Origin of the sequence: Robertmurraya sp. FSL W8-0741 (genome assembly GCF_038004005.1) — a bacterium.
In the GTDB taxonomy this organism is placed as follows: Bacteria; Bacillota; Bacilli; order Bacillales; family Cytobacillaceae; genus Robertmurraya; species Robertmurraya siralis.
This window is the reverse complement of sequence record NZ_JBBOQG010000001.1, coordinates 305,001-330,067: the sequence shown is the minus strand read 5'-3', so window position 1 is coordinate 330,067 and position 25,067 is coordinate 305,001. Positions and strand designations below refer to the sequence as shown.

Annotated in this window: 16 protein-coding genes, 8 tRNA genes and 3 rRNA genes (1 of these 27 only partly in view); all 27 read left to right on the top strand. The window is 42.4% G+C overall.

All coding sequences use genetic code 11. From position 1 onward, the window contains the following. Positions 1 to 577 precede the first annotated feature (577 nt). Positions 578 to 3,058, top strand: a complete 2,481-nt coding sequence (gene spoIIE, locus NST02_RS01675) for a stage II sporulation protein E (RefSeq protein WP_095314487.1) — start codon at positions 578 to 580, stop codon at positions 3,056 to 3,058. Positions 3,059 to 3,187: 129 nt separating this feature from the next. Beyond that, positions 3,188 to 3,925, top strand: coding sequence for a vWA domain-containing protein (locus NST02_RS01670; RefSeq protein WP_095314490.1), 738 nt, complete (start codon positions 3,188 to 3,190; stop codon positions 3,923 to 3,925). Next, a complete protein-coding gene (locus NST02_RS01665; protein ID WP_095314492.1) occupies positions 3,894 to 4,862 on the top strand; it encodes a protein kinase domain-containing protein in 969 nt (322 codons plus the stop codon). The genes NST02_RS01670 and NST02_RS01665 overlap by 32 nt, the downstream gene beginning before the upstream one ends. Before the next feature lie 187 nt (positions 4,863 to 5,049). Further along, positions 5,050 to 6,489 (top strand): tRNA lysidine(34) synthetase TilS, encoded by a 1,440-nt coding sequence (gene tilS, locus NST02_RS01660; protein WP_306428729.1) that lies wholly within the window; start codon positions 5,050 to 5,052, stop codon positions 6,487 to 6,489. Continuing rightward, positions 6,473 to 7,024 (top strand): hypoxanthine phosphoribosyltransferase, encoded by a 552-nt coding sequence (gene hpt / locus NST02_RS01655; protein ID WP_213085525.1) that lies wholly within the window; start codon positions 6,473 to 6,475, stop codon positions 7,022 to 7,024. The genes tilS and hpt overlap by 17 nt, the downstream gene beginning before the upstream one ends. A gap of 189 nt (positions 7,025 to 7,213) precedes the next feature. Further along, positions 7,214 to 9,223, top strand: coding sequence for an ATP-dependent zinc metalloprotease FtsH (ftsH, locus tag NST02_RS01650; RefSeq protein ID WP_095314496.1), 2,010 nt, complete (start codon positions 7,214 to 7,216; stop codon positions 9,221 to 9,223). A gap of 244 nt (positions 9,224 to 9,467) precedes the next feature. Next, positions 9,468 to 10,268: a type III pantothenate kinase gene (locus NST02_RS01645; RefSeq protein ID WP_212934502.1), complete on the top strand. Its 801-nt coding sequence runs from the start codon at positions 9,468 to 9,470 to the stop codon at positions 10,266 to 10,268. Positions 10,269 to 10,291: 23 nt separating this feature from the next. Continuing rightward, complete coding sequence (gene hslO / locus NST02_RS01640; protein ID WP_212934501.1) at positions 10,292 to 11,170, top strand: Hsp33 family molecular chaperone HslO; 879 nt, start codon at positions 10,292 to 10,294, stop codon at positions 11,168 to 11,170. Positions 11,171 to 11,244: 74 nt separating this feature from the next. Beyond that, positions 11,245 to 12,132 (top strand): peptidyl-prolyl cis-trans isomerase, encoded by an 888-nt coding sequence (locus tag NST02_RS01635; protein ID WP_095314502.1) that lies wholly within the window; start codon positions 11,245 to 11,247, stop codon positions 12,130 to 12,132. A 259-nt stretch (positions 12,133 to 12,391) separates the two neighbouring features. Continuing rightward, on the top strand, positions 12,392 to 13,321 hold the full coding sequence (gene cysK / locus NST02_RS01630) for a cysteine synthase A (RefSeq protein WP_095314504.1): 930 nt from the start codon (positions 12,392 to 12,394) through the stop codon (positions 13,319 to 13,321). A gap of 222 nt (positions 13,322 to 13,543) precedes the next feature. Further along, positions 13,544 to 14,389 carry a dihydropteroate synthase gene (gene folP / locus NST02_RS01625; protein WP_095314506.1) on the top strand — a complete coding sequence of 282 codons (846 nt, stop codon included), beginning with the start codon at positions 13,544 to 13,546 and terminating at the stop codon, positions 14,387 to 14,389. Next, on the top strand, positions 14,382 to 14,741 hold the full coding sequence (gene folB / locus NST02_RS01620; protein WP_095314508.1) for a dihydroneopterin aldolase: 360 nt from the start codon (positions 14,382 to 14,384) through the stop codon (positions 14,739 to 14,741). The genes folP and folB overlap by 8 nt, the downstream gene beginning before the upstream one ends. 1 nt (position 14,742) lies before the next feature. Beyond that, complete coding sequence (gene folK / locus NST02_RS01615; protein WP_095314510.1) at positions 14,743 to 15,270, top strand: 2-amino-4-hydroxy-6-hydroxymethyldihydropteridine diphosphokinase; 528 nt, start codon at positions 14,743 to 14,745, stop codon at positions 15,268 to 15,270. Further along, positions 15,222 to 15,431 carry a helix-turn-helix domain-containing protein gene (locus NST02_RS01610; RefSeq protein WP_095314513.1) on the top strand — a complete coding sequence of 70 codons (210 nt, stop codon included), beginning with the start codon at positions 15,222 to 15,224 and terminating at the stop codon, positions 15,429 to 15,431. The genes folK and NST02_RS01610 overlap by 49 nt, the downstream gene beginning before the upstream one ends. A 21-nt stretch (positions 15,432 to 15,452) precedes the next feature. Further along, positions 15,453 to 16,451 (top strand): tRNA dihydrouridine synthase DusB, encoded by a 999-nt coding sequence (gene dusB / locus NST02_RS01605; protein WP_095314514.1) that lies wholly within the window; start codon positions 15,453 to 15,455, stop codon positions 16,449 to 16,451. A 203-nt stretch (positions 16,452 to 16,654) separates the two neighbouring features. After that, positions 16,655 to 18,136: a lysine--tRNA ligase gene (gene lysS, locus NST02_RS01600; protein ID WP_235879564.1), complete on the top strand. Its 1,482-nt coding sequence runs from the start codon at positions 16,655 to 16,657 to the stop codon at positions 18,134 to 18,136. A 465-nt stretch (positions 18,137 to 18,601) separates the two neighbouring features. Next, positions 18,602 to 20,205: ribosomal RNA gene (locus NST02_RS01595) — 16S ribosomal RNA — on the top strand. A 659-nt stretch (positions 20,206 to 20,864) separates the two neighbouring features. Beyond that, a 23S ribosomal RNA gene (locus NST02_RS01590) occupies positions 20,865 to 23,820 on the top strand. A gap of 100 nt (positions 23,821 to 23,920) precedes the next feature. Then, positions 23,921 to 24,037, top strand: a 5S ribosomal RNA gene (gene rrf, locus NST02_RS01585). Together the 16S, 23S and 5S rRNA genes with 8 tRNA genes alongside form the textbook arrangement of a ribosomal RNA operon. 24 nt (positions 24,038 to 24,061) lie before the next feature. Beyond that, positions 24,062 to 24,134: transfer RNA gene (locus NST02_RS01580), tRNA-Val, on the top strand. Between the two features lie 27 nt (positions 24,135 to 24,161). Then, positions 24,162 to 24,237, top strand: a tRNA-Thr gene (locus tag NST02_RS01575). Positions 24,238 to 24,402: 165 nt separating this feature from the next. Beyond that, positions 24,403 to 24,475: transfer RNA gene (locus NST02_RS01570), tRNA-Lys, on the top strand. A gap of 83 nt (positions 24,476 to 24,558) precedes the next feature. Continuing rightward, positions 24,559 to 24,640 (top strand) — tRNA-Leu (locus NST02_RS01565). 19 nt (positions 24,641 to 24,659) lie between these two features. Next, positions 24,660 to 24,734, top strand: a tRNA-Gly gene (locus NST02_RS01560). Positions 24,735 to 24,741: 7 nt separating this feature from the next. Then, positions 24,742 to 24,827: transfer RNA gene (locus NST02_RS01555), tRNA-Leu, on the top strand. 39 nt (positions 24,828 to 24,866) lie between these two features. Further along, positions 24,867 to 24,943 (top strand) — tRNA-Arg (locus NST02_RS01550). A 90-nt stretch (positions 24,944 to 25,033) separates the two neighbouring features. Further along, positions 25,034 to 25,067: transfer RNA gene (locus tag NST02_RS01545), tRNA-Pro, on the top strand; it runs 43 nt beyond the window's last position.

Below are 25,067 nucleotides of genomic sequence, written 5' to 3'. Positions count from 1 at the left end.
GGCTGCTCTTTTTTTGATCGTAGATTAGTTTAAATGAAAATAGTCTTAAATGTAAAATTCCACAACGATTCTCAATCCCCGCACTAATCTAATTCGCAACGCTGAGCTCTCTCTCAATTGCGTGTGAGGAACACTTTGTCGTTTTTTTCAACCAGTTTTATAAAAATCGAGTATCTAACGATAACATGATATGTTCTCATGGCGTCCGGATTATTGAACTTCTTTGACGCTTATTTTTTTGGTTTCCAATTGAACTTGAGTACAAAATACTATTCATTACGTATAAATCATCAAATTGTTTGCTCACTCACCATCATTAGTCATATCAGGAGAGTAGATAGGCAAGCAATTTGTTTCCTTTTCGTACATTAACGTGAATGGAGTCGAAAGAAAAATATAGGCATGTTCGCGATTTTGACAAACTTCTAAGAAGGCCCTCTTTTATAATAATCAGCAACACATAAATTTCGCCATCCATAAATACCTGAACAGTTGTCGTCATTTCCTGGTTCAATCAATAAAACCTCATAAGCAAAGATGGGATAAATTATTAAAAATAGTAAGGAGTGTAGTTGTTATGGACAAGACAGTAAAGACATTGATCGAACCAGTAAGCGGTTTGAATTTAAACAACAAAGCGAAGCTTGACGTGTCTTCAGGAATAAGAAAGCTGCTACAAAAATTAGAAGCCTTCTTTTTAAAGAAGGGATATATTTTGTTCGTAATAGGCTTCCTACTTGGACGAGCTCTTATTCTATCAACACTTACCCCGTTTATTCTCCCGTTTTTTGCAGCGGTGTATGTCATCAGAAAGGAAAGGGCCCCAATCGCTCTTGTAGGGTTGGTTGTTGGAGCAGCTACATTATCAGTACTAGATGCTACATATGCTTTTGGCAGTACCGTGTTTTTTTTATTTCTCTTTCGTGTCGCCCTTAATTGGTTGAAGCAGGAGGTTAAAGCGCTTCCGTTTTTTGTATTTGCTACGATTATAATAAGCAAATTGGCGAAAAGTTTTATGGTTACGGGACAAATTTCTTTGTTTGATGGAATGATGGCTGGGGTAGAGGCAAGTTTGGGCTTTATATTAACCCTTATTTTTTTACAAAGCATTCCTCTTATTTTGGCCAATAAGAGAAGGCAGACATTAAAAACGGAGGAGGTTGTTTGTCTCATCATTATGCTAGCCTCCATTATGACAGGAACAATTGGCTGGTCTGTCTACGATTTGTCACTGGAGCATATCACTTCACGCTATTTAGTACTTGTTTTTGCATTTGTTGCAGGAGCTACTGTTGGTTCCACGGTTGGGGTTGTTACGGGTCTCATTTTTAGTCTTGCAAATGTATCAAGCTTTTATCATATGAGTCTACTAGCTTTTGCAGGTTTATTAGGCGGTTTGCTCAAGGAAGGTAAAAAAATAGGCGTCGTCATTGGTTTGTTTATTTCTACTTTATTGATTGGGATGTATGGTGAAGGTAGCGGTAATCTTGATAAAACCCTTTTAGAATCAGCGGCAGCGATGATTTTATTTCTTCTGACCCCTCAGGGGTTAACATCAAAATTGGCGAAATATATACCAGGGACACCAGAATATGCCGCAGAACAGCAGCATTATATGAGAAAAATGCGGGATGTAACTGCCCAAAGAGTAGAGCAGTTTTCATCTGTTTTTCAAGCTTTATCAAATAGTTTCGCCTCTTATGACGAGTTATCTGAACGGGATGATCCGGAAAGTCGAGAGCTTGACTACTTCTTGAGCAATGTGACAGAAAAGACATGTCAAATGTGTTTTAAAAAGGAGCACTGTTGGGCACGCAACTTTAATACAACCTATGATTATATGAAGGAAATTATGCATGAAATGGATCAAAATGATGGAACTATTTCACCAAAGCTAGCACGGGATTGGGGGAAGCATTGTACGAAATCTCAAAAAGTAATGAACACGATCCAACAGGAGCTTACACTATTTCAAGCGAATCAAAAGTTAAAAAAACAAGTTCAAGAAAGTAGAAGGCTCGTAGCTGACCAATTATTAGGTGTGTCCACGGTGATGGGAGACTTTGCAAAGGAGATTCAAAGGGAGAGAGATAATCATCATAAACAAGAAGAACAAATTTATGAAGCCCTTCAGGAATTTGGGATTCATATTGAGCATGTTGAGATATATAGTCTTGAACATAGCAATGTAGATATTGATATGACCATTCCCTATTGCAATGGCCACGGGGAGTGTGAGAAGCTAATTGCCCCTGTTTTGTCAGATATTTTAGGGGAGACGATCATTGTTAATTCTGAGGAATGTTCCACTTATCCGAACGGTTTCTGTCATGTCACATTTCGTTCGGCTAAGGCATTTACGATTGAAACAGGGGTAGCGCATGCCGCGAAGGATGGTGGTTTTATTTCCGGTGACAGCTACTCAATGATCAGTCTAAGTGGTGGCAAGCATGCCGTAGCGATCAGTGATGGCATGGGAAATGGGGAAAGAGCCCATATTGAAAGCAAGGAGACGCTAATGCTCTTACAAAAAATATTGCAATCGGGTATTGAGGAAAAACTCGCAATTAAATCGGTGAATTCAATTCTGTCCTTAAGAACAACAGATGAGATTTTTTCAACTTTAGATTTAGCAATGATCGATTTACAAGATGCATCTGCAAAATTTTTAAAAGTAGGCTCAATCCCAAGCTTTATTAAAAGAGGAAAAACTGTAAAAAAAATCCAATCAAGTAATTTGCCGATCGGAATCATTCATGAATTTGATGTAGAGGTTGTGACAGAACAACTAAAGGCTGGTGATTTGCTCATTATGATGAGCGATGGGGTATTTGAGGGGCCGAAGCATGTAGAGAATTATGATTTATGGATGAAGCGGAAAATTGGCGAGCTAGCAACAGATGATCCACAAGAAGTTGCAGATTTGATTATGGAAGAGGTGATCCGCTCGAGATCAAATATGATCGAGGACGATATGACGGTTGTCGTAACAAAAATTAAGCATAACACGCCAAAGTGGGCCACCATTCCAGTCCATAAATACCAGAAACAAGCATAAGGAAAGAGGGACAAAGGTGAGAGTGTCTTTGAAAAACTAAGAACATTATGAAATCAACTTATAAGAACAGGTATAATTGCTCCTTTTCATGACGAAAATGGTAACAACCTGAAATGAGGAGGAGAAAGTATGAATCCAGGTACGTTAAAACAAATCTTGTTGATTACAGATGGATGCTCCAACCAAGGGGAAGATCCGGTTGCGATGGCAGCCTTAGCTAAGGAACAAGGTGTAACCGTAAATGTAATTGGTGTGATGGAACAAGATACAATTGATGAGCAAGGAATGAAGGAAATAGAGGGAATTGCCATGTCTGGAGGTGGAGTCAGCCAAGTAGTTTATGCTCAAAGCTTATCGCAAACGGTCCAAATGGTGACGAGAAAAGCGATGACTCAAACGCTGCAGGGCGTGGTGAATAAGGAGCTGCAACAGATTTTGGGAAGCACAAAGACGATGGAGGATTTACCACCTGAGCAAAGAGGAGAAGTAATGGAAGTTGTTGATGAGCTTGGCGAAAATGTAAAATTGGAAGTATTGGTTCTGGTCGATACGAGTGCAAGCATGAAACATAAGCTGCCAACTGTTAAAGAAGCATTGCTCGACTTATCTTTAAGCCTAAATGCGCGTGCAGGGAATAATCAATTTGGCGTCTTTGTATTTCCCGGGAAAAAGAAAGATGTCGAAAAATTGCTCGATTGGACTCCTCAATTAGAATCGTTAACGAGTATTTTCCCAAAGCTCTCAACGGGAGGAATTACGCCGACAGGTCCTGCTATTCGTGAAGCACTTTCCTACTTTAGGAAAAAACGATCCTTAAGGAGTTTGTTATCTCGTGATGATGAACAGTTCTTTGAAGAATCTATGTAAAGTTCAATCGGGTACGATTATTGAAGGAAAATGGCATAAAAACCGCTATACGATTATAAAGGAATTAGGGTTTGGTGCAAATGGAATTGTTTATCTAGCACAATTTCATAATCAGAGGGTTGCTCTTAAAATGAGTGATAACGGAATGTCCATTACATCTGAGGTCAATGTCCTCAAGTCTTTTGCGAAGGTCCAAGGGTCATCCCTCGGGCCTTCTTTGATTGATGTAGACGATTGGACAGTCCGGCGTCAAACCATTTCATTTTATGCAATGGAATATATTGCTGGTCCTGATTTGTTAACATTTATCAAACAAAAGGGAACGGGTTGGATCGATGTATTGATGTTGCAGCTGCTGAGTGATTTGCACACGCTTCATGAAAAAGGGTGGGTGTTTGGCGATTTAAAACCCGAAAACTTGATAGTGATGGGCCCGCCTCCAAGAATCCGTTGTATTGATGTCGGCGGAACTACTATACAGGGCAGAGCAATAAAGGAATTTACAGAGTTTTATGACCGGGGTTACTGGGGACTTGGAACGCGTAAAGCAGAACCGACTTACGATTTATTTGCTGTTGCCATGATTTTGATTAATACAGCGTATCCGAAGAGATTCAATAAATCGACAGGTGGGGTTACCCAGTTGCAGGAGATGATTCGCCGAGCGAAGCCTCTTCAAAAGTATGAAGCAGTGATTGTAAATGCCTTACATGGTAAATATCAATCAGCCAAGGAAATGCGTTTCGATATGATTAGAAATTTGAACGAGCCAATTAAACATGCCCAGTCTTCTTATAGGAAGGGAAGTGCTAAACAGCCCATACAAAAATCGAGACAGTCTCAACATAAAAGAAAGGGAGGGTGGTTAGAGACGACGTTGATTGTGATGGTCATCTCTATTCTTTATATGATCTATATATATGGGCAAATAGGTTAAAAAGGTTAGAAAATTCAAAATAGGAGAACAAATGAAAAAGTATCATAAGAAAGTGCTAACCCCCATAAAAATTATTAAAATGTGCCCTGTTTAAATCGCTTCAGAAGAGTTGTATGTGCAAGTTCTTTAATGGTAAGCTTGTATAGATAAAATTTCATTGATGTGTTGTAAAAAGGAAGAGATTATTTTGGAAAGAAAAGTAAAAGCTTTTCTGAAAAAGCGACAATTTAATTTACAAAATAAAAGGATATTAATAGGGGTATCTGGTGGACCGGATTCGCTTGCTTTGCTTCATTTTTTGTGGCGTCAACAGGAACAATGGAATATCTATATTGTGGCGGCCCATGTTGACCATATGTTTCGAGGAGATGAATCGAAACAAGAAGCATTATTTGTAAAGGGTTTTTGTGAAGAAAGAAACATTCCTTTTGAAATGAAACAGATTAACGTCCAATCGTATATAGAAGAAACAGGGCGCAACCCGCAGGCGGCTGCTCGAGAGAAAAGATATGAATTTTTTGCGGAAGTGCTTGAAAAGCATCAGCTTTCGGTACTTGCTCTAGGCCATCATGGAGACGATCAAGTTGAAACAATATTAATGAGGTTAACAAGGGGAAGTACGGGGAAAGCTAGGTCTGGAATTCCTTTTTTACGGGATTTTCACAATGGCATTATTATTCGTCCGTTTTTATGTTTGAACAGGGAAGAAATCGAAAGATATTGTTTGCACTATGAATTAAACCCCAGAAGGGATCCGAGTAATGACAAAGACATTTACAGCCGAAATCGATTCCGCAAGGTGGTTCTACCCTTTTTACGACAGGAAAATCCGCATGTGCATGAACATTTTCAACGCTTGAGTGAAGAGTTGGATCAGGATGAAACCCTTCTTATTTCATTAGCACAGAAGAAGCTAAAAGACGTTATTTTAGAACATACTGATAATGAAATAACTGTTGATATAAAAGGATTTGAATCAATGCCTTTGCCTTTACAAAGGAGAGCTATTCAACTAATATTAAACTATCTTTATAAAGTTAGACCAGCTTCTTTATCCGCTTTACATATTGAAAAAATTTTATCCATTTTCGAAAGTCCACACCCCTCTAGCTCACTTGATTTCCCAAATGGGTTAAAGGTAGTTCGTTCGTATCAGGTATGTACCTTTCAATTTCAAGTACAAACAGACCCCACCCCTTATTCATTCGAATTGAGCGAGCCAGGTGAAGTAGTACTTCCTAATGGGGATATCATACGAATGGAATTTATCAATGGTGAACGACAAGAAGGATTGGGCCGAGATCAATTTCTAATTGATTTTGCGGAAGAACAATTACCAATTGTTATTCGCTCGAGGAAAAACGGTGACAGAATGACCGTGATGGGGATGGATGGAACAAAGAAACTGAAGGCTCTTTTTATTGATGAAAAGATTCCGCAGGTTAAGCGCAATGCTTGGCCGGTTGTGACGAATCGTTTCGATGAAATCCTTTGGGTACCTGGATTAAGAAAATCAAAGCAATCTTTGACAGGAGCTAGTCAAAATAGTCAACACCGAAACATTCTATTAAGTTATATAAGCAATGATCTTCTAGGGGGCACAACGAATGATGAAAAAGGATATTGAAAAGGTACTTTTTACTGAAGAAGAAATTCAATCAAAAATTAAAGAGCTTGCTGCTCAATTAACAGAGGACTATCAGGATTCTTTTCCACTAGCAATTGGGGTTCTAAAGGGTGCTATGCCTTTTATGGGGGACCTGTTAAAACGAGTGGAGACGTATTTGGAAATGGATTTCATGGATGTTTCCAGCTATGGGAATTCTACGGTTTCTTCAGGAGAGGTAAAAATATTAAAGGATTTAGATACTTCGGTTGAGGGCAGGGATATTCTCATTATTGAGGATATTATTGATAGCGGATTAACGTTAAGTTATTTAGTGGAGTTGTTCCGTTACCGCAAAGCAAAATCAATTAAAATTGTTACTTTACTTGACAAACCGACAGGTAGAAAAGCAAATATTAGTGCTGACTATGTTGGTTTTATCGTCCCTGACGAATTCGTTGTCGGATATGGTTTGGATTATGCGGAAAAATATCGAAATTTACCATATATTGGTGTTTTAAAGCCGGAGGTATATACGAATAGTGAAGAAGCGTAAAATAAGAAGGATTGAATGAAGTGCAAAAAAGTCTTTAGATAAGTCGCAATACGAATTAATGTATAGCGTTAAAATATGCGAAGGCTTGATGGAACGCAAGATTTAGCTGAGAGGGCAATTTCTTGTGTTGGCGTAAATCTCTATGATACTATTTACTATAGTTTGTTGATGTGTGGGAGGAGGTAAGGGATGAATCGAATTTTCCGTAATACCATATTTTATTTATTGATTTTTCTCGTAATAATTGGCGTTGTTAGTTTCTTTAATGGAAACAATGAGCCGACAAAAGATATAAGCTATGACGAATTTATTGCCCATTTGGAAGCTGGTGAGGTTCAAGAGATCTCGCTCCAGCCTGAAAGAGGGGTATATGAAGTAAGAGGACGCCTTGCCAATTATCAAGAAGGCGAGTTTTTTATCACATATGTTTGGAATAGCGAACAGCTATTAGAGAAAGTAGATCAGGCAGCCGCAGCTTCTAAAGTAAAGGTTTTACCAGCGAAGGAACAGAGTGGTTGGATAACGTTTTTCACTTCTATTATTCCGTTTATCATTATTTTTATCTTGTTCTTCTTCCTTTTAAACCAAGCTCAAGGTGGCGGAAGCCGTGTTATGAACTTCGGTAAAAGCAAGGCCAAGCTTTATAATGATGAGAAGAAAAAAGTCCGTTTTAAAGATGTAGCTGGTGCAGATGAAGAAAAGCAAGAGCTTGTAGAGGTTGTAGAATTTTTGAAAGACCCGCGTAAGTTCTCTGAAGTCGGAGCAAGAATACCAAAAGGTGTTTTACTTGTTGGACCACCAGGAACGGGGAAAACATTGCTTGCAAGAGCTGTAGCAGGAGAAGCGGGGGTTCCGTTCTTCTCTATTAGTGGTTCTGACTTTGTTGAAATGTTTGTCGGGGTCGGGGCATCCCGTGTTCGTGATTTATTTGAAAACGCGAAGAAAAACGCGCCTTGTATTATTTTTATTGATGAAATTGATGCAGTTGGTCGTCAGCGTGGAGCTGGCCTCGGTGGAGGGCATGATGAGCGCGAGCAAACATTGAACCAATTGCTAGTTGAAATGGATGGTTTCGGCGTAAATGAAGGAATCATTATTATTGCTGCGACAAACCGTCCGGATATTTTAGATCCAGCACTGCTGCGTCCAGGTCGTTTTGACCGTCAAATAACGGTAGATCGTCCTGATGTAAATGGCCGTGAAGCAGTTTTAAAGGTTCACGCACGTAACAAACCGTTAGATGAATCAGTTAACTTAAAAGCGATTGCTGCACGTACTCCAGGTTTCTCTGGTGCGGATCTTGAAAATCTACTAAATGAAGCAGCTCTAGTTGCTGCCCGTAGAAACAAGAAGAAAGTCGATATGGATGATATTGATGAAGCAACTGACCGAGTCATTGCTGGCCCAGCGAAGAAGAGCAGAGTAATCTCCAAAAAAGAGAAGAATATTGTTGCTTTCCATGAAGCTGGACATACGGTTATAGGTGTTGTTCTTGAGGAGGCGGATATGGTTCACAAAGTAACGATTGTCCCTCGAGGTCAAGCTGGTGGTTATGCCGTCATGCTTCCAAAAGAGGACCGTTACTTTATGACAAAGCCAGAGCTTCTTGATAAAATTGTTGGTTTGCTTGGTGGTCGTGTTGCAGAAGAGATTGTCTTCGGTGAGGTAAGTACAGGTGCTCACAATGACTTCCAACGGGCAACAGCTTTAGCACGTCGAATGGTTACTGAGTTTGGTATGAGTGATAAGCTCGGTCCGTTGCAATTTGGTCAAGCGCAAGGAGGCCAAGTGTTTCTAGGTCGAGATATTCATAATGAACAGAATTATTCTGATGCGATCGCTTATGAGATTGACTTAGAAATTCAACGCATCATTAAAGAGTGTTATGCGAAAGCGAAGCAAGTTCTCACTGAGAACCGTGATAAGCTTGACTTAATTGCCAATACTTTGCTGGAAATAGAAACACTAGATGCGGAACAAATCAAGCATTTATTTGACCATGGTACATTACCTGAAAGAACAACCGCGTCTGTTGATTTAGAAAAGACAGATTCTGCTGGCAAAGATGATGTAAAGGTAAATATCAGCACTAAGAAGGATGAGGATCTAGCAGAAAAGTCTGATTCTGACGAAAATGAGAAGAAAGCAGGCACGCAAGAATCTCCATCTGCTACGGAAGATGAAGATAAAAAGAACTAATTCAAAGAGCTTATATCAAATGAAGTGTTTTTAACATTGGCTACACGTTAAGGTGTCCTTTACGAGGGGCACCTTTTCTGATCGGCTACGAGATTGCTCCTGAATCGAAAGATGAAAACACTAAAACAGCGAACAGGCTCTTCATTTATGATAAAATGTTGGCAGAATGGGAGAAAAGGGTTGAATCGACAACGTTATAGATGATCAAGAAAACTTCTTAAAATACACTAAAGTGGTGATTTACGTGATATTTGTTTTTGATGTTGGAAATACGAATATGGTCTTAGGTGTGTACGATAAAGATGAATTGAAGCATCATTGGAGAATGGAAACAAATCGTTCCAGAACGGAAGATGAGTATGGAATTATGATTAAAAACTTATTTGATCATGTTGGTTTAAATTTATCCGTGATAGAAGGGATTATTATCTCGTCTGTTGTACCTCCCATTATGCTTGCGCTAGAAAGAATGTGTGAGCGCTATTTTCATTTAAAGCCGCTAATTGTCGGACCTGGCATTAAGACGGGATTGGATATTAAATATGAAAATCCCCGTGAGGTTGGGGCTGACCGGATTGTCAATGCGGTTGCTGCCATTCATGAGTATGGAAGCCCTTTAATTGTCGTAGATTTTGGAACGGCCACTACATATTGTTATATTAATGAGCATAAGCAATATATGGGTGGTGCCATAGCACCTGGCATTCATATCTCTACGGAAGCTCTTTATTCGAAAGCAGCAAAGTTGCCGCGAATTGAAATTGTTCCACCGTCTGAAGGAGTGGTGGGCAAAAATACAGTAGCTGCGATGCAAGCTGGGATCCTGTATGGCTACGTAGGACAAGTAGAAGAAATTGTGAAGCGAATGAAGAAGCAAAGTAAGGAAAAGCCGATGGTCATTGCCACAGGCGGCTTATCAGGACTAATTGCAGAGGAAGCAAAAGTGATAGATGTTGTTGATCCTTTTTTAACTTTAAAAGGGCTCCAGTTAATTTATAAACGAAATATGGAAATGCTAAGAAATAACATGTTTAAAAGCAACTAAGGCTGGCTGAAAGGGGTATTAAGGTGAAGGATTATTTAGTAAAGGCGTTAGCGTATGATGATCAAGTTCGGGCTTATGCGGTGCTGAGCACTGAAACAGTAGGGGAAGCACAGAGAAGACATAACACATGGCCAACTGCGTCAGCTGCTCTTGGCAGAACGTTAACAGCAGGTGTGATGATGGGCTCTATGTTAAAGGGAGAAGAAAAGCTTACGGTAAAAGTGGAAGGGGACGGTCCGCTTGGGCCGATTTTGGTAGATGCGAATGCCAAAGGTCAGGTAAGAGGCTATGTTACGCACCCGCAAATTCACTTTGATTTAAATGAGCATGGAAAGCTTGATGTGAGAAGAGCAGTAGGAACAAATGGATTCTTATCGGTTGTTAAGGATGTCGGCTTAAGAGATTATTTTACTGGTCAAGTGCCGATCGTATCAGGGGAATTAGGAGAGGATTTTACGTATTACTTTGTTAAGTCGGAACAGGTCCCTTCTTCAGTTGGTGTGGGAGTGTTGGTGAATCCGGATAATACCATCTTGGCTGCCGGCGGTTTTGTCATTCAGCTTATGCCTGGTACTGATGAGGAGACGATTACGAAAATAGAAGAGCGTTTAAAAATGATTTCGCCAATATCAAAACTCATTGAGCAAGGATTAAGTCCAGAAGAAATTCTAGAAGAAGTTTTAGGAAAAGAAAATGTTCGTTTTCTTGAAACTCAACCTGTTTCTTTTGAATGTAATTGTTCAAAGGAACGTTTTGCAGATGCTATCGTTAGTTTAGGACAAGATGAAATTACGGATATGATTGAGACTGATGGAAAAGCGGAAGCCCAATGTCATTTTTGTAATGAAAAGTATCAATATACACGTGAAGAGCTGGAACAGTTATTAGCTGAAGCAAAATGAGCAGTGAGCGAATTTGTTTTGCTGTGATTCGATCCTATTGATTCGGGGCAAAGAACAAATTGGAGGAGAAAAGGTTGGAGAGAAAGTGGGAGAAAAAGCAGCTGTGGATCATTATAGCTGGCCTTATTACAATCAATTGTTTGACTGTTGCTTTTTTTCTAACGAAATTGGGGACAGGCTTCGGCGGTAACGAAGTTGTAGCGACTGTTGGAAAAGAGGAAGTAACAAGGCAGGATTGGCTAAAGGTAATGGAAGAGAGATATGGAAAGGATACATTGAAGGAATTAGTTGATGAAAAAGTAATTGAAGCAATGGCTGAAAAATATGATATTTCCATATCAGAAGAGGCTGTTGAGCGCGAACTATTTTTGATCAAAACGATGTATGGCTCCACGTCAAATGAAGCTGCGAACGAAGAAGAATGGAGAAAGCAAATAAGATCGAGCTTAATGCTGGAGGAAATTTTAACAAAGGATGTTAATGTTCCAGAAGAGGATTTGAAATCTTATTATGATGAAAATATAAACTTTTATCATATTCCCACGTCCTATCATGTTTCACAAATCATAGTGAAAACAGAGAAAGAAGCAGAGCAGGCAATAGAAGAATTGAAAAATGGATCCGATTTTGCTGTTTTAGCAATGGAAAGATCTATAGATGAATTTAGCACTGCTGAAGGAGGAGATATTGGATTTGTACGGTCAGGTGATGAAAATATCTCCGAGCATTACATAAAAGCTGTCGATAAACTAAAACCAGGTGAGTGGAGTGAGGCAATTCCTGTTGACGAAGGATTTGCGATTGCTTTGCTTCATGAGAAAATTACTGGAAAAGAATACAGTTTTAAAGAAGTAAAGGACGAAATCCGCAGAGTCATCGCTTTAGAGCAAATGGAGGGGGAGTCCTCTGTTGAAGCTTTTTGGAATGAAGTGGATGTTGAGTGGTTCTACGGGGAAAAGTAATGAATACCTGAGCTTTGCGATTGAAAATAATTTGTCGTTGAGGCAAGTTGTTTTCGCTTGCCGAAAAACCTTTTTAAGCTGAAAAATACACGAGCAATTGCTCGTGTATTTTTGTAAGCTTACATTCGCTAGCCTTAGCTGTTTCTTGCAAGTGGAAAAAATATTCTGTATTTTAAGAGTAAAAGGATTGACATTTAGGTATACGCTTGGTAAATTTGAATTAATCCAATAAAAATACTCGGAATAAGAGGTGTGTAGAATGGTGCGTGTTGCCAACTCAATAACAGAATTAATAGGTCAAACCCCTATTGTAAAATTGAATCGCCTTGTAGACGAAAATAGTGCAGATGTTTATTTAAAGCTAGAGTATATGAACCCGGGAAGCAGTGTAAAGGATCGTATTGCCCTTGCGATGATCGAAGCAGCAGAAGAAGCGGGTAAGCTAAAAGAGGGAGATACCATTATTGAGCCAACAAGTGGAAATACTGGAATTGGCCTTGCGATGGTTGCTGCAGCTAAGGGATATAAAGCTATTCTGGTTATGCCAGAAACAATGAGTTTAGAGCGTAGAAATTTACTGCGCGCTTATGGAGCGGAGCTAGTATTAACTCCAGGGCCAGAAGGCATGGGAGGAGCAATTCGCAAAGCGGAAGAGCTAGCGAAGGAACATGGCTATTTTATGCCACAGCAATTTGAAAACTTTGCGAATCCAGAAGTTCATAAAAGAACGACGGGTAAAGAAATTGTTGAGCAAGTTGGCGAACGGTTAGATGCTTTTATTTCAGGAATCGGAACAGGTGGTACAATTACAGGTGCTGGCTCAGTTCTTAAAGAACACTATCCAAATATTAAGATTTACGCAGTGGAGCCAGCGGATTCTCCTGTTCTTTCAGGTGGAAAACCAGGACCGCATAAAATTCAAGGAATTGGTGCCGGTTTTATTCCAAAAGTATTAAATACTGACGTCTATGATGAAGTTTTAAAAATTACAAACGAGGAATCGTTTGAATATGCTCGCCGTGCTGCTAAAGAAGAAGGGATCTTAGGTGGTATTTCATCAGGCGCTGCAATTTCAGCTGCGTTAAAAGTGGCAAAAGAACTAGGCAAAGGGAAAAAGGTGCTGGCAGTAATCCCAAGTAACGGTGAACGTTATTTAAGCACTCCACTGTACCAATTTGATACTGAGTAAAAATCTAAATATATATAAGGAGCAGTAGTCGAAATGGCTGTTGCTCCTTTTTGATCATCATTTTTTAAAGACGGTAAACTCAGTTTCTTTGCGATTTTGTTTTTTTGCAGGGAAGTGGAAAAGGTGATGTTCCAATAAACTGAAGGGGTCGGATGTAAGAAATTTAGAAATAGCGTCTTTTAAATGCTACAATAAAGGTGTAAAACGGTTTGGAGGTTAATCATGTCTACCAATCAAAAAAAAATGATCGAATGTGGTCCTTATACACTGGACTATAGCAATAAAACGCTAATAATGGGAATTTTGAATGTTACCCCTGATTCCTTTTCAGATGGAGGCAAATTTACTCATATTGAAAGGGCTGTTCAGCATGCAAAACAGATGGTTGCTGATGGTGCAGATATCATTGATATTGGGGGAGAATCCACTCGTCCTGGTTATGAGCAAATTTCCGTTGTGGAAGAATTGAGTCGTGTAGTCCCTATTATTAAAGCTGTTTCGGAAGCGGTGAATGTTCCGATATCGATTGATACATATAAATCAGAAGTCGCAGAAGGTGCCTTGGAAGCTGGAGCTCATATTATCAATGATATTTGGGGAGCGAAGGCGGATAACAATATGGCGTCATTAGCTGCCCGCTACAACGTCCCGATTATTTTGATGCACAACCGAGAGAATCGAGACTATCAGCATTTTTACCGGGATGTTGTAAATGATCTATTTGAAAGTATTCAAATTGTGAAAAGCGCCGGTATTGCCGATGAGAAAATTATTCTCGATCCTGGTATCGGTTTTGCTAAAGATTTGCAAGAAAATCTTCAAATGATGAGAGAGCTGGATAAATTGGTTTCCGTTGGGTACCCAGTATTACTTGGAACTTCTAAAAAGTCATTGATTGGTCAAGCGTTAAATTTACCGGTTGATGAAAGGACTGAAGGGACAGGGGCTACGGTTTGCTTTGGGATTCAAAAAGGATGCCAAATGGTTCGTGTCCATGATGTGAAAGAGATGAGTCGCATGGCTAGAATGATGGATGTATTGCTCGGAAAGGGAGAAGTCAATGGATAAAATTTATGTAAATCGAATGGAATTCTATGGCTATCATGGTGTCTTTCCGGAAGAAACACGCCTAGGACAAAGGTTCATCGTTGATTTAGTGGTAGAAGCTGATTTAAAAAGTGCCGGTGAGAAGGACGAGCTATCTGACTCGATTCACTACGGAGAGCTATATATGATGTGTAAAGAAATTGTTGAAGGCGAGCCCTATAAGCTTTTAGAAGCTGTAGCAGAAAAAATTGCCGCCACCTGCCTTGCGCAATTCGCGAAGGCTGTATCCTGCACGGTAAAAGTGATTAAGCCAGATCCTCCGATTCCAGGTCACTATGACTCGGTTGCGGTAGAAATTACAAGGAGTAGATAAATTGAAAAATAGAGCTTTGCTTGCACTTGGAACGAACATGGGGAACCGCTATGAAAACTTGATGGATGCGATAACTTTACTACATAAACATTCTCAGGTTGAGTTAGAGCATAGTTCTTCTATTTATGAGACTGATCCGGTGGGTTATACTAACCAGGATCCATTTTTAAACATGGTGATTGAGATTAAAACAGCGTTAAAGCCTTTTGAGCTATTGGACTGCTGTTTGCAAATTGAAAAGAATCTTGGGAGAAAAAGGATCATTCGATGGGGACCGAGAATTATAGACCTTGACATTCTTCTCTACAACCAAGAAAATATTGAATCAGAGAAGCTTGTTGTTCCTCATCCGCGGATGCACGAAAGAGCTTTTGTTTTAATTCCACTCCTCGAGATTAGTCCGAACGAAAGGCTCCCAAGGGCGGATTATTTGTTACGAGAAACTTTAGATGAAATATCTGATAGAGAAGGAGTACGAATATGGAAGCTGAAAAATGGGGAAGACGTATTCGCGCTTTTCGCAAATTAAAGGGCTATACACAAGAGGGTTTGGCAGGCAAGCTTGGTGTATCAGTTTCTATTTTGGGAGAAGTAGAACGTGGCAATCGCATGCCAACGGAAGAGTTTTTGCTGGAAGTTGCCGATATATTGAAAGTGAGTATAGATGATTTAACACCACCTGAAGAATAGGATGGGTAAAGGGGTAAATGGATGTTTAAAATAGGAAATGTAGAAATGAAAAATCAGGTCGTTTTGGCGCCGATGGCTGGTGTTTGTAATTCGGCTTTTCGTTTAACGGTGAAGGAGTTTGGTGCTGGCCTAGTCTGTGCTGAAATGATTAGTGATAAAGGAATTGTTTTGAAAAATGCCAAAACGATGAATATGTTATATATCGATGAGCGGGAAAATCCATTAAGCCTACAAATTTTTGGGGGAGAAAAGGAAACGCTTGTTGAGGCTGCTAAATTTGTAGATAAAAATACAAATGCCGATATTATTGATATTAATATGGGGTGTCCAGTACCTAAGATTACCAAATGTGATGCAGGTGCAAAGTGGTTGCTTGATCCTGATAAAATTTATGAAATGGTCTCCGCGGTTGTCGATAAGGTTGATAAGCCTGTAACAGTAAAAATGCGCATGGGTTGGGATGAGAAGCATATCTTTGCAGTGAAAAACGCCCAAGCAGTCGAACGTGCAGGTGGCAGTGCAATCTCATTACATGGCCGTACTCGAGTACAAATGTATGAGGGTAATGCGAACTGGGATATTATTCGTGAAGTGAAAGAGGCTATAAATATCCCGCTTATCGGCAACGGAGATGTCAAAACACCGCAGGATGCGAAAAGGATGCTAGATGAAACTGGTTGTGATGCCGTAATGATCGGAAGGGCGGCATTAGGGAATCCGTGGATGATCTATAGAACGGTTCAGTTTTTAGAAACAGGAGAGTTAATTGAGGAGCCTTCTGTGAGAGAGAAAATAAATGTTTGCATTCTTCATTTAGATCGCTTAATTGCTCTTAAGAGTGAGTATGTTGCAGTTCGTGAAATGCGAAAGCATGCAGCATGGTATTTAAAAGGGATAAAAGGGACTGCGAAAGCCCGTAATGGAATTAACGAATGCAACACAAGGGAAGAGCTTGTCAACTTATTAAACGAGCTTGTATTAGAATCAGAAGCAAAGGAACAGTTCGTACAAGTAGGTTAAGGATTGACTTCTCTTGCTTCTTTCATTATGATGGAAAAGAAAACTGCCGGTTGTTGCTGGCAGTTTTTATTATATTAGGTGTCTCTTTGCGCAATTTTGTGTAAAATAGTAAGGTATGATTTTTTCTTTTCAAAGATACATTACTTAATTTAAGTCTGAAGGTTGAATTACATAGAAACATTTTAATATTGGAGATGATTTAAGTGAGTGAAGAATTAAACGACCAGATGAGAGTTAGGCTGGAAAAAATGCATGATATGAGAGAAAAGGGGCTAGACCCATTTGGAAAGCGTTATGAACGCACTCATCTTGCGGAAGAATTGATTAACCAGTACGGTGAGGTGGAGAAAGAGGCTCTTGAACAATTAGCCATGACAGTGACGATTGCTGGTCGTATGATGACAAAGCGTGGTAAAGGTAAGGCGGGTTTTGCTCATATTCAAGATCTGACTAACCAAATTCAAATATATGTGAGGCAGGATGCTGTAGGTGAGGAGCAGTATGATATATTCGGAAGCGTGGATTTAGGGGATATTGTCGGTGTAACAGGAGTGTTATTTAAAACAAAGGTTGGAGAACTTTCTATTAAAGTTCAAGACTTTCAGCTGTTAACAAAAGCCTTGCGCCCGCTGCCAGAAAAATTCCATGGTTTAAAAGATGTGGAACAGCGCTACCGCCAACGTTATTTAGATCTGATTACTAGTCAGGAAAGCCGAAAAACGTTTGTTACAAGAAGTAGAATTATTCAAGCGATGCGGCGTTATTTAGATGATCATGGGTATTTGGAAGTAGAGACTCCTATGATGCACGCGATTGCAGGCGGAGCTTCAGCACGTCCGTTTATTACTCATCACAATGCATTGGACATGCAGTTATATATGCGTATTGCGATTGAGTTACATTTAAAACGTCTCATTGTCGGTGGTTTAGAGAAAGTATACGAAATTGGTCGTGTATTTCGAAATGAAGGCGTATCAACACGCCATAATCCTGAATTTACGATGATAGAGCTGTATGAGGCTTATGCTGATTATCGAGACATAATGAGTCTAACAGAGAATCTAATCGCTCATATTGCACAGGAAGTGTTAGGAACAACAACGGTGCAGTACGGAGAGCATCTAGTAGAATTAAAGCCTGAGTGGAAGAGGCTGCATATGGTAGATGCAATTAAAGAGTATACCGGTGTTGATTTCTGGAAGGAAATGACTGTTGAGGAAGCAAGGCAGTTGGCAAAAGAACATAATGTAGAAATAAAAGATACGATGCTCTACGGTCATATTGTTAATGAATTCTTCGAGCAAAAAGTGGAAGAACAGCTTATTCAACCTACGTTCATTTACGGACATCCAGTAGAAATTTCACCGCTTGCTAAGAAAAATGAGGAAGACCCAAGATTTACGGATCGCTTTGAGTTATTTATTGTTGCGCGCGAGCATGCGAATGCGTTCACTGAGTTAAATGATCCAATTGACCAAAGAGAGCGCTTTGAGGATCAGCTTAAGGAAAGGGAGCAAGGAAACGACGAAGCTCACATGATGGATAATGACTTTATTGAAGCGTTGGAATTTGGGATGCCTCCAACCGGTGGTTTAGGAATTGGAATTGACCGCCTAGTCATGCTATTAACAAATTCTCCATCAATTAGAGATGTTCTGTTATTCCCGCTCATGCGTCATCGATAACAATTGTATAAAAAGGGCAAAGGCGATAGGACCTTTGCCCTTTTTATGTACCCGTTCTAATCAAGTGAATGGAAACTTTCATAATTCATTTTGTTTGATTAATCGTTGGAGTGGTGAAAAATCTAAGGCTATATTTAACGGAGCTGATCCAAATGAAAAAAATTATAAAAAAGTATTGCGCGAGATAAATTATAGTGGTATATTATTATCTGTTGCCGCGAAAGATACAGGCACACAAAAAAGAATTTATTAAGAAGTTATTGACACTTTCTTTAGATTCTGCTAATATTAAAAAGTCGCCTTCGAGCGACGAATAGAAATTTTCTTCCTTAAGATCATTTCGAAATTGCACTTTGAAAACTAAACAAATCATACGTCAACAAATAATTATAGTGGAGGCTATCTTTCTTTAAGAAGCTGAAACTAGCCAACGTTTATTTTAAACATAAGAGCTAATCTTACTCTTTATTGGAGAGTTTGATCCTGGCTCAGGACGAACGCTGGCGGCGTGCCTAATACATGCAAGTCGAGCGCTTGCACAAGAAAGCTTGCTTTCTTGTTGCTTGAGCGGCGGACGGGTGAGTAACACGTGGGCAACCTGCCTATAAGACTGGGATAACTTCGGGAAACCGGAGCTAATACCGGATAATGCTTTTGAACACATGTTTGAAAGCGGAAAGATGGTTTCGGCTATCACTTATAGATGGGCCCGCGGCGCATTAGCTAGTTGGTGAGGTAACGGCTCACCAAGGCGACGATGCGTAGCCGACCTGAGAGGGTGATCGGCCACACTGGGACTGAGACACGGCCCAGACTCCTACGGGAGGCAGCAGTAGGGAATCTTCCGCAATGGACGAAAGTCTGACGGAGCAACGCCGCGTGAGTGATGAAGGTTTTCGGATCGTAAAACTCTGTTGTTAGGGAAGAACAAGTACCGGAGTAACTGCCGGTACCTTGACGGTACCTAACCAGAAAGCCACGGCTAACTACGTGCCAGCAGCCGCGGTAATACGTAGGTGGCAAGCGTTGTCCGGAATTATTGGGCGTAAAGCGCGCGCAGGCGGTTCTTTAAGTCTGATGTGAAAGCCCACGGCTCAACCGTGGAGGGTCATTGGAAACTGGGGAACTTGAGTGCAGAAGAGAAGAGCGGAATTCCACGTGTAGCGGTGAAATGCGTAGAGATGTGGAGGAACACCAGTGGCGAAGGCGGCTCTTTGGTCTGTAACTGACGCTGAGGCGCGAAAGCGTGGGGAGCAAACAGGATTAGATACCCTGGTAGTCCACGCCGTAAACGATGAGTGCTAAGTGTTAGAGGGTTTCCGCCCTTTAGTGCTGCAGCAAACGCATTAAGCACTCCGCCTGGGGAGTACGGCCGCAAGGCTGAAACTCAAAGGAATTGACGGGGGCCCGCACAAGCGGTGGAGCATGTGGTTTAATTCGAAGCAACGCGAAGAACCTTACCAGGTCTTGACATCCTCTGCCACCCCTAGAGATAGGGCGTTCCCCTTCGGGGGACAGAGTGACAGGTGGTGCATGGTTGTCGTCAGCTCGTGTCGTGAGATGTTGGGTTAAGTCCCGCAACGAGCGCAACCCTTGATCTTAGTTGCCAGCATTCAGTTGGGCACTCTAAGGTGACTGCCGGTGACAAACCGGAGGAAGGTGGGGATGACGTCAAATCATCATGCCCCTTATGACCTGGGCTACACACGTGCTACAATGGATGGTACAAAGGGCAGCGAAGCCGCGAGGTGGAGCGAATCCCATAAAACCATTCTCAGTTCGGATTGTAGGCTGCAACTCGCCTACATGAAGCCGGAATCGCTAGTAATCGCGGATCAGCATGCCGCGGTGAATACGTTCCCGGGCCTTGTACACACCGCCCGTCACACCACGAGAGTTTGTAACACCCGAAGTCGGTGAGGTAACTGGTGGTTTCACTGAGTATCTGATAAAAGTAGTCGGAAATTCAGTGAAACCACTAGAGCCAGCCGCCTAAGGTGGGACAGATGATTGGGGTGAAGTCGTAACAAGGTAGCCGTATCGGAAGGTGCGGCTGGATCACCTCCTTTCTAAGGAATATTGAGGCTTAGATGTCTCATAAATCGTAAAGTTGATGAAGCTATTTTGCTAAGTCAAAATAGCCGTATGGTTTGTTTAGTTTTGAGAGTGCAATCTCTCAAAATAGAATGAAGGTGAATTAGAAGCGAGCAGATTAAAGATGCGAAGCTTATCATTCGCCGTTTGTACCTTGAAAACTAGATAATGATAATGAAGAAGAACCAAGAAATTACCGAGTAATCGCCATTTTAGTTTTTCTCTCTATTGATTTATTCATAGAGTAAACCGCAAGGGTTTCAAGAAGCAAGTAGTTCGAGGAAGTGATTGAGGAAACACCGGAGCGTGCGTAGTAGGCACGTGAGGATGTTGACGATTGAGCTGACGAAGAAATACGCCGCTTATTGAAAGCCGAACAAGAGGGTTTCGAGAAGCAAGCAGATCAAGGAAGCGACCGAACGAGCATCGGAGCGTACGTAATGGGTACGTGAGGAGCGTAGAGAGGGAGCTGACGCAGAGATGCGCCGCTTATCGGAAGCCGAAAGTTGAGGGAAATGAGAAGCAAACAAGTCGAGGAATCAAGCGAGGAAGTACCGGAGCGTACGTAGTCTGTACGTGAGGATGCTGACGAGTGAAGATGACGAAGAGATGTGTAGCTGATCATTTGCCGAATGGTTAAGTTATAAAGGGCGCACGGTGGATGCCTTGGCACTAGGAGCCGATGAAGGACGGGACTAACACCGATATGCTTCGGGGAGCTGTAAGTAAGCTTTGATCCGGAGATTTCCGAATGGGGAAACCCATCATCCGTAATGGGATGGTATCCATACCTGAATACATAGGGGATGGAAGGCAGACCCGGGGAACTGAAACATCTAAGTACCCGGAGGAAGAGAAAGCAAACGCGATTCCCTGAGTAGCGGCGAGCGAAACGGGATTAGCCCAAACCAAGAGGCTTGCCTCTTGGGGTTGTAGGACACTCTATACGGAGTTACAAAGGAACGGAGTAAACGAACAAGTCTGGAAAGGCTGGTCAGAGAAGGTAACAACCCTGTAGTTGAAACTTCGTTCCCTCTTGAGTGGATCCTGAGTACGGCGGGACACGTGAAATCCCGTCGGAAGCTGGGAGGACCATCTCCCAAGGCTAAATACTCCCTAGTGACCGATAGTGAACCAGTACCGTGAGGGAAAGGTGAAAAGCACCCCGGAAGGGGAGTGAAAGAGAACCTGAAACCGTGTGCCTACAAGTAGTTAGAGCCCTATGCATATTTTCCTTTGGAAACATGCTGGGTGATAGCGTGCCTTTTGTAGAATGAACCGGCGAGTTACGATTGCATGCAAGGTTAAGTTGAGAAGACGGAGCCGCAGCGAAAGCGAGTCTGAATAGGGCGTCTTGAGTATGTAGTCGTAGACCCGAAACCAGGTGATCTACCCATGTCCAGGTTGAAGTTCAGGTAACACTGAATGGAGGACCGAACCCACGCACGTTGAAAAGTGCGGGGATGAGGTGTGGGTAGCGGAGAAATTCCAATCGAACTTGGAGATAGCTGGTTCTCTCCGAAATAGCTTTAGGGCTAGCCTCACGAAGAACGAGTCTTGGAGGTAGAGCACTGTTTGGACTAGGGGCCCTCATCGGGTTACCGAATTCAGACAAACTCCGAATGCCAAGTACTTAAACGTGGGAGTCAGACTGCGAGTGATAAGATCCGTAGTCAAAAGGGAAACAGCCCAGACCACCAGCTAAGGTCCCAAAGTATACGTTAAGTGGAAAAGGATGTGGGGTTGCTTAGACAACCAGGATGTTGGCTTAGAAGCAGCCATCATTTAAAGAGTGCGTAATAGCTCACTGGTCGAGTGACCCCGCGCCGAAAATGTACCGGGGCTAAACGTATCACCGAAGCTGTGGGTGTACACCGTAGGTGTACGCGGTAGGAGAGCGTTCTAAGGGCGTTGAAGCTAGACCGGAAGGACTGGTGGAGCGCTTAGAAGTGAGAATGCCGGTATGAGTAGCGAAAGATGGGTGAGAATCCCATCCACCGAATGCCTAAGGTTTCCTGAGGAAGGCTCGTCCGCTCAGGGTTAGTCGGGACCTAAGCCGAGGCCGAAAGGCGTAGGCGATGGACAACAGGTTGATATTCCTGTACCACCTCGTTTTTGTTTGAGCGATGGGGGGACGCAGGAGGATAGGGTAAGCGCACTGCTGGATATGTGCGTCTAAGCAGTTAGAGCGGCAAGTAGGCAAATCCGCTTGCCATACGCTTGAGCTGTGACAGCGAGGGAAATCAAGTACCGAAGTTCCTGATTCCACACTGCCAAGAAAAGCCTCTAGTGAGAAAACAGGTGCCCGTACCGCAAACCGACACAGGTAGGCGAGGAGAGAATCCTAAGGTGAGCGAGAGAACTCTCGTTAAGGAACTCGGCAAAATGACCCCGTAACTTCGGGAGAAGGGGTGCTTTTTAGGGTGCATAGCCCTGAAGAGCCGCAGTGAATAGGCCCAGGCGACTGTTTAGCAAAAACACAGGTCTCTGCGAAGCCGCAAGGCGAAGTATAGGGGCTGACGCCTGCCCGGTGCTGGAAGGTTAAGAGGAGGGGTTAGCTTACGCGAAGCTCTGAATTGAAGCCCCAGTAAACGGCGGCCGTAACTATAACGGTCCTAAGGTAGCGAAATTCCTTGTCGGGTAAGTTCCGACCCGCACGAAAGGCGTAACGATCTGGGCACTGTCTCAACGAGAGACTCGGTGAAATTATAGTACCTGTGAAGATGCAGGTTACCCGCGACAGGACGGAAAGACCCCGTGGAGCTTTACTGTAGCCTGATATTGAATTTTGGTACAGCTTGTACAGGATAGGTAGGAGCCGTGGAAGCCGGAGCGCTAGCTTCGGTGGAGGCGTCGGTGGGATACTACTCTGGCTGTATTGACATTCTAACCCGCACCTCTGATCGAGGTGGGAGACAGTGTCAGGTGGGCAGTTTGACTGGGGCGGTCGCCTCCTAAAGAGTAACGGAGGCGCCCAAAGGTTCCCTCAGAATGGTTGGAAATCATTCGTAGAGTGTAAAGGCACAAGGGAGCTTGACTGCGAGACCTACAAGTCGAGCAGGGACGAAAGTCGGGCTTAGTGATCCGGTGGTTCCGCATGGAAGGGCCATCGCTCAACGGATAAAAGCTACCCCGGGGATAACAGGCTTATCTCCCCCAAGAGTCCACATCGACGGGGAGGTTTGGCACCTCGATGTCGGCTCATCGCATCCTGGGGCTGTAGTCGGTCCCAAGGGTTGGGCTGTTCGCCCATTAAAGCGGTACGCGAGCTGGGTTCAGAACGTCGTGAGACAGTTCGGTCCCTATCCGTCGTGGGCGTAGGAAATTTGAGAGGAGCTGTCCTTAGTACGAGAGGACCGGGATGGACGCACCGCTGGTGTACCAGTTGTTCTGCCAAGAGCATCGCTGGGTAGCTATGTGCGGAAGGGATAAGTGCTGAAAGCATCTAAGCATGAAGCCCCCCTCAAGATGAGATTTCCCATAGCGCAAGCTAGTAAGAACCCTGAAAGATGATCAGGTTGATAGGTCAGAGGTGGAAGCATGGTGACATGTGGAGCTGACTGATACTAATCGTTCGAGGACTTAACCAAATAGGTTACTCGGTCTTTTTCTTCTTCATCCATTATCTAGTTTTGAAGGGATAAAGCTTTTTGCGTAAGCAAATAAGTTGCATCACCTTTAAACCAATAGTCCGGTGACGATAGCGAGAAGGTCACACCCGTTCCCATACCGAACACGGAAGTTAAGCTTCTCAGCGCCGATGGTAGTGAGGGGCTGTCCCCTTGTGAGAGTAGGACGCTGCCGGGCTGTTTAATAATAAATTACTATTTCGGAGGATTAGCTCAGCTGGGAGAGCACCTGCCTTACAAGCAGGGGGTCGGCGGTTCGATCCCGTCATCCTCCATCAGTGTTTTTTTGTCTTAATATATATGCCGGCCTAGCTCAATTGGTAGAGCAACTGACTTGTAATCAGTAGGTTGGGGGTTCGAGTCCTCTGGCCGGCACCATTTAGAGCCATTAGCTCAGTCGGTAGAGCAACGAGCCATTCATCTATGAATTTGCTGCGAGTTGTACCCATCGAGCTGCTGCTTGAGTTAACTTTCTGAGGTGGGGACATCGTAGATGCTTTATATCTCAAAGTTAAAATTTGATAGCAGTGCATATTTACTTTAGAGCCATTAGCTCAGTCGGTAGAGCATCTGACTTTTAATCAGAGGGTCGAAGGTTCGAGTCCTTCATGGCTCATCAAAGTTTTTTCAGCGTAAGGGAAGTATTTTCTTCAAATTACGTTTGTGAAATGACTTTTTATTTTGCGTTTCAATTATTATGCGGGTGTGGCGGAATTGGCAGACGCACTAGACTTAGGATCTAGCGCCGCAAGGCGTGGGGGTTCGACTCCCTTCACCCGCACTTTTAAATTTTTTATGATGCGGAAGTAGTTCAGTGGTAGAACACCACCTTGCCAAGGTGGGGGTCGCGGGTTCGAATCCCGTCTTCCGCTCCATTTATTAGCCGGGGTGGCGGAACTGGCAGACGCACAGGACTTAAAATCCTGCGGTAGGTGACTACCGTACCGGTTCGATTCCGGTCCTCGGCATTAAAGTATTTTCGCAGTAGTGAAAATGACTGATACATTGCGCCCGTAGCTCAATTGGATAGAGCGTTTGACTACGGATCAAAAGGTTAGGGGTTCGACTCCTCTCGGGCGCGCCATTATAAAATTAGTAATCGGAAGCCAGTTGAAAGATAGATATTTAATAACGAATATCGTTTGATCTATATATTGGACCTCTGATATCAAATCGGGAAGTAGCTCAGCTTGGTAGAGCACTTGGTT

Excerpts from the sequence above, each read along its gene's own strand:
- spoIIE (WP_095314487.1), top strand. The coding sequence starts at position 578 with ATGGACAAGACAGTAAAGACATTGATCGAACCAGTAAGCGGTTTGAAT.
- NST02_RS01670 (WP_095314490.1), top strand. The coding sequence starts at position 3,188 with ATGAATCCAGGTACGTTAAAACAAATCTTGTTGATTACAGATGGATGC.
- NST02_RS01665 (WP_095314492.1), top strand. The coding sequence starts at position 3,894 with ATGATGAACAGTTCTTTGAAGAATCTATGTAAAGTTCAATCGGGTACG.
- hpt (WP_213085525.1), top strand. The coding sequence starts at position 6,473 with ATGAAAAAGGATATTGAAAAGGTACTTTTTACTGAAGAAGAAATTCAA.
- ftsH (WP_095314496.1), top strand. The coding sequence starts at position 7,214 with ATGAATCGAATTTTCCGTAATACCATATTTTATTTATTGATTTTTCTC.
- cysK (WP_095314504.1), top strand. The coding sequence starts at position 12,392 with ATGGTGCGTGTTGCCAACTCAATAACAGAATTAATAGGTCAAACCCCT.
- folP (WP_095314506.1), top strand. The coding sequence starts at position 13,544 with ATGTCTACCAATCAAAAAAAAATGATCGAATGTGGTCCTTATACACTG.
- folB (WP_095314508.1), top strand. The coding sequence starts at position 14,382 with ATGGATAAAATTTATGTAAATCGAATGGAATTCTATGGCTATCATGGT.
- NST02_RS01610 (WP_095314513.1), top strand. The coding sequence starts at position 15,222 with ATGGAAGCTGAAAAATGGGGAAGACGTATTCGCGCTTTTCGCAAATTA.
- dusB (WP_095314514.1), top strand. The coding sequence starts at position 15,453 with ATGTTTAAAATAGGAAATGTAGAAATGAAAAATCAGGTCGTTTTGGCG.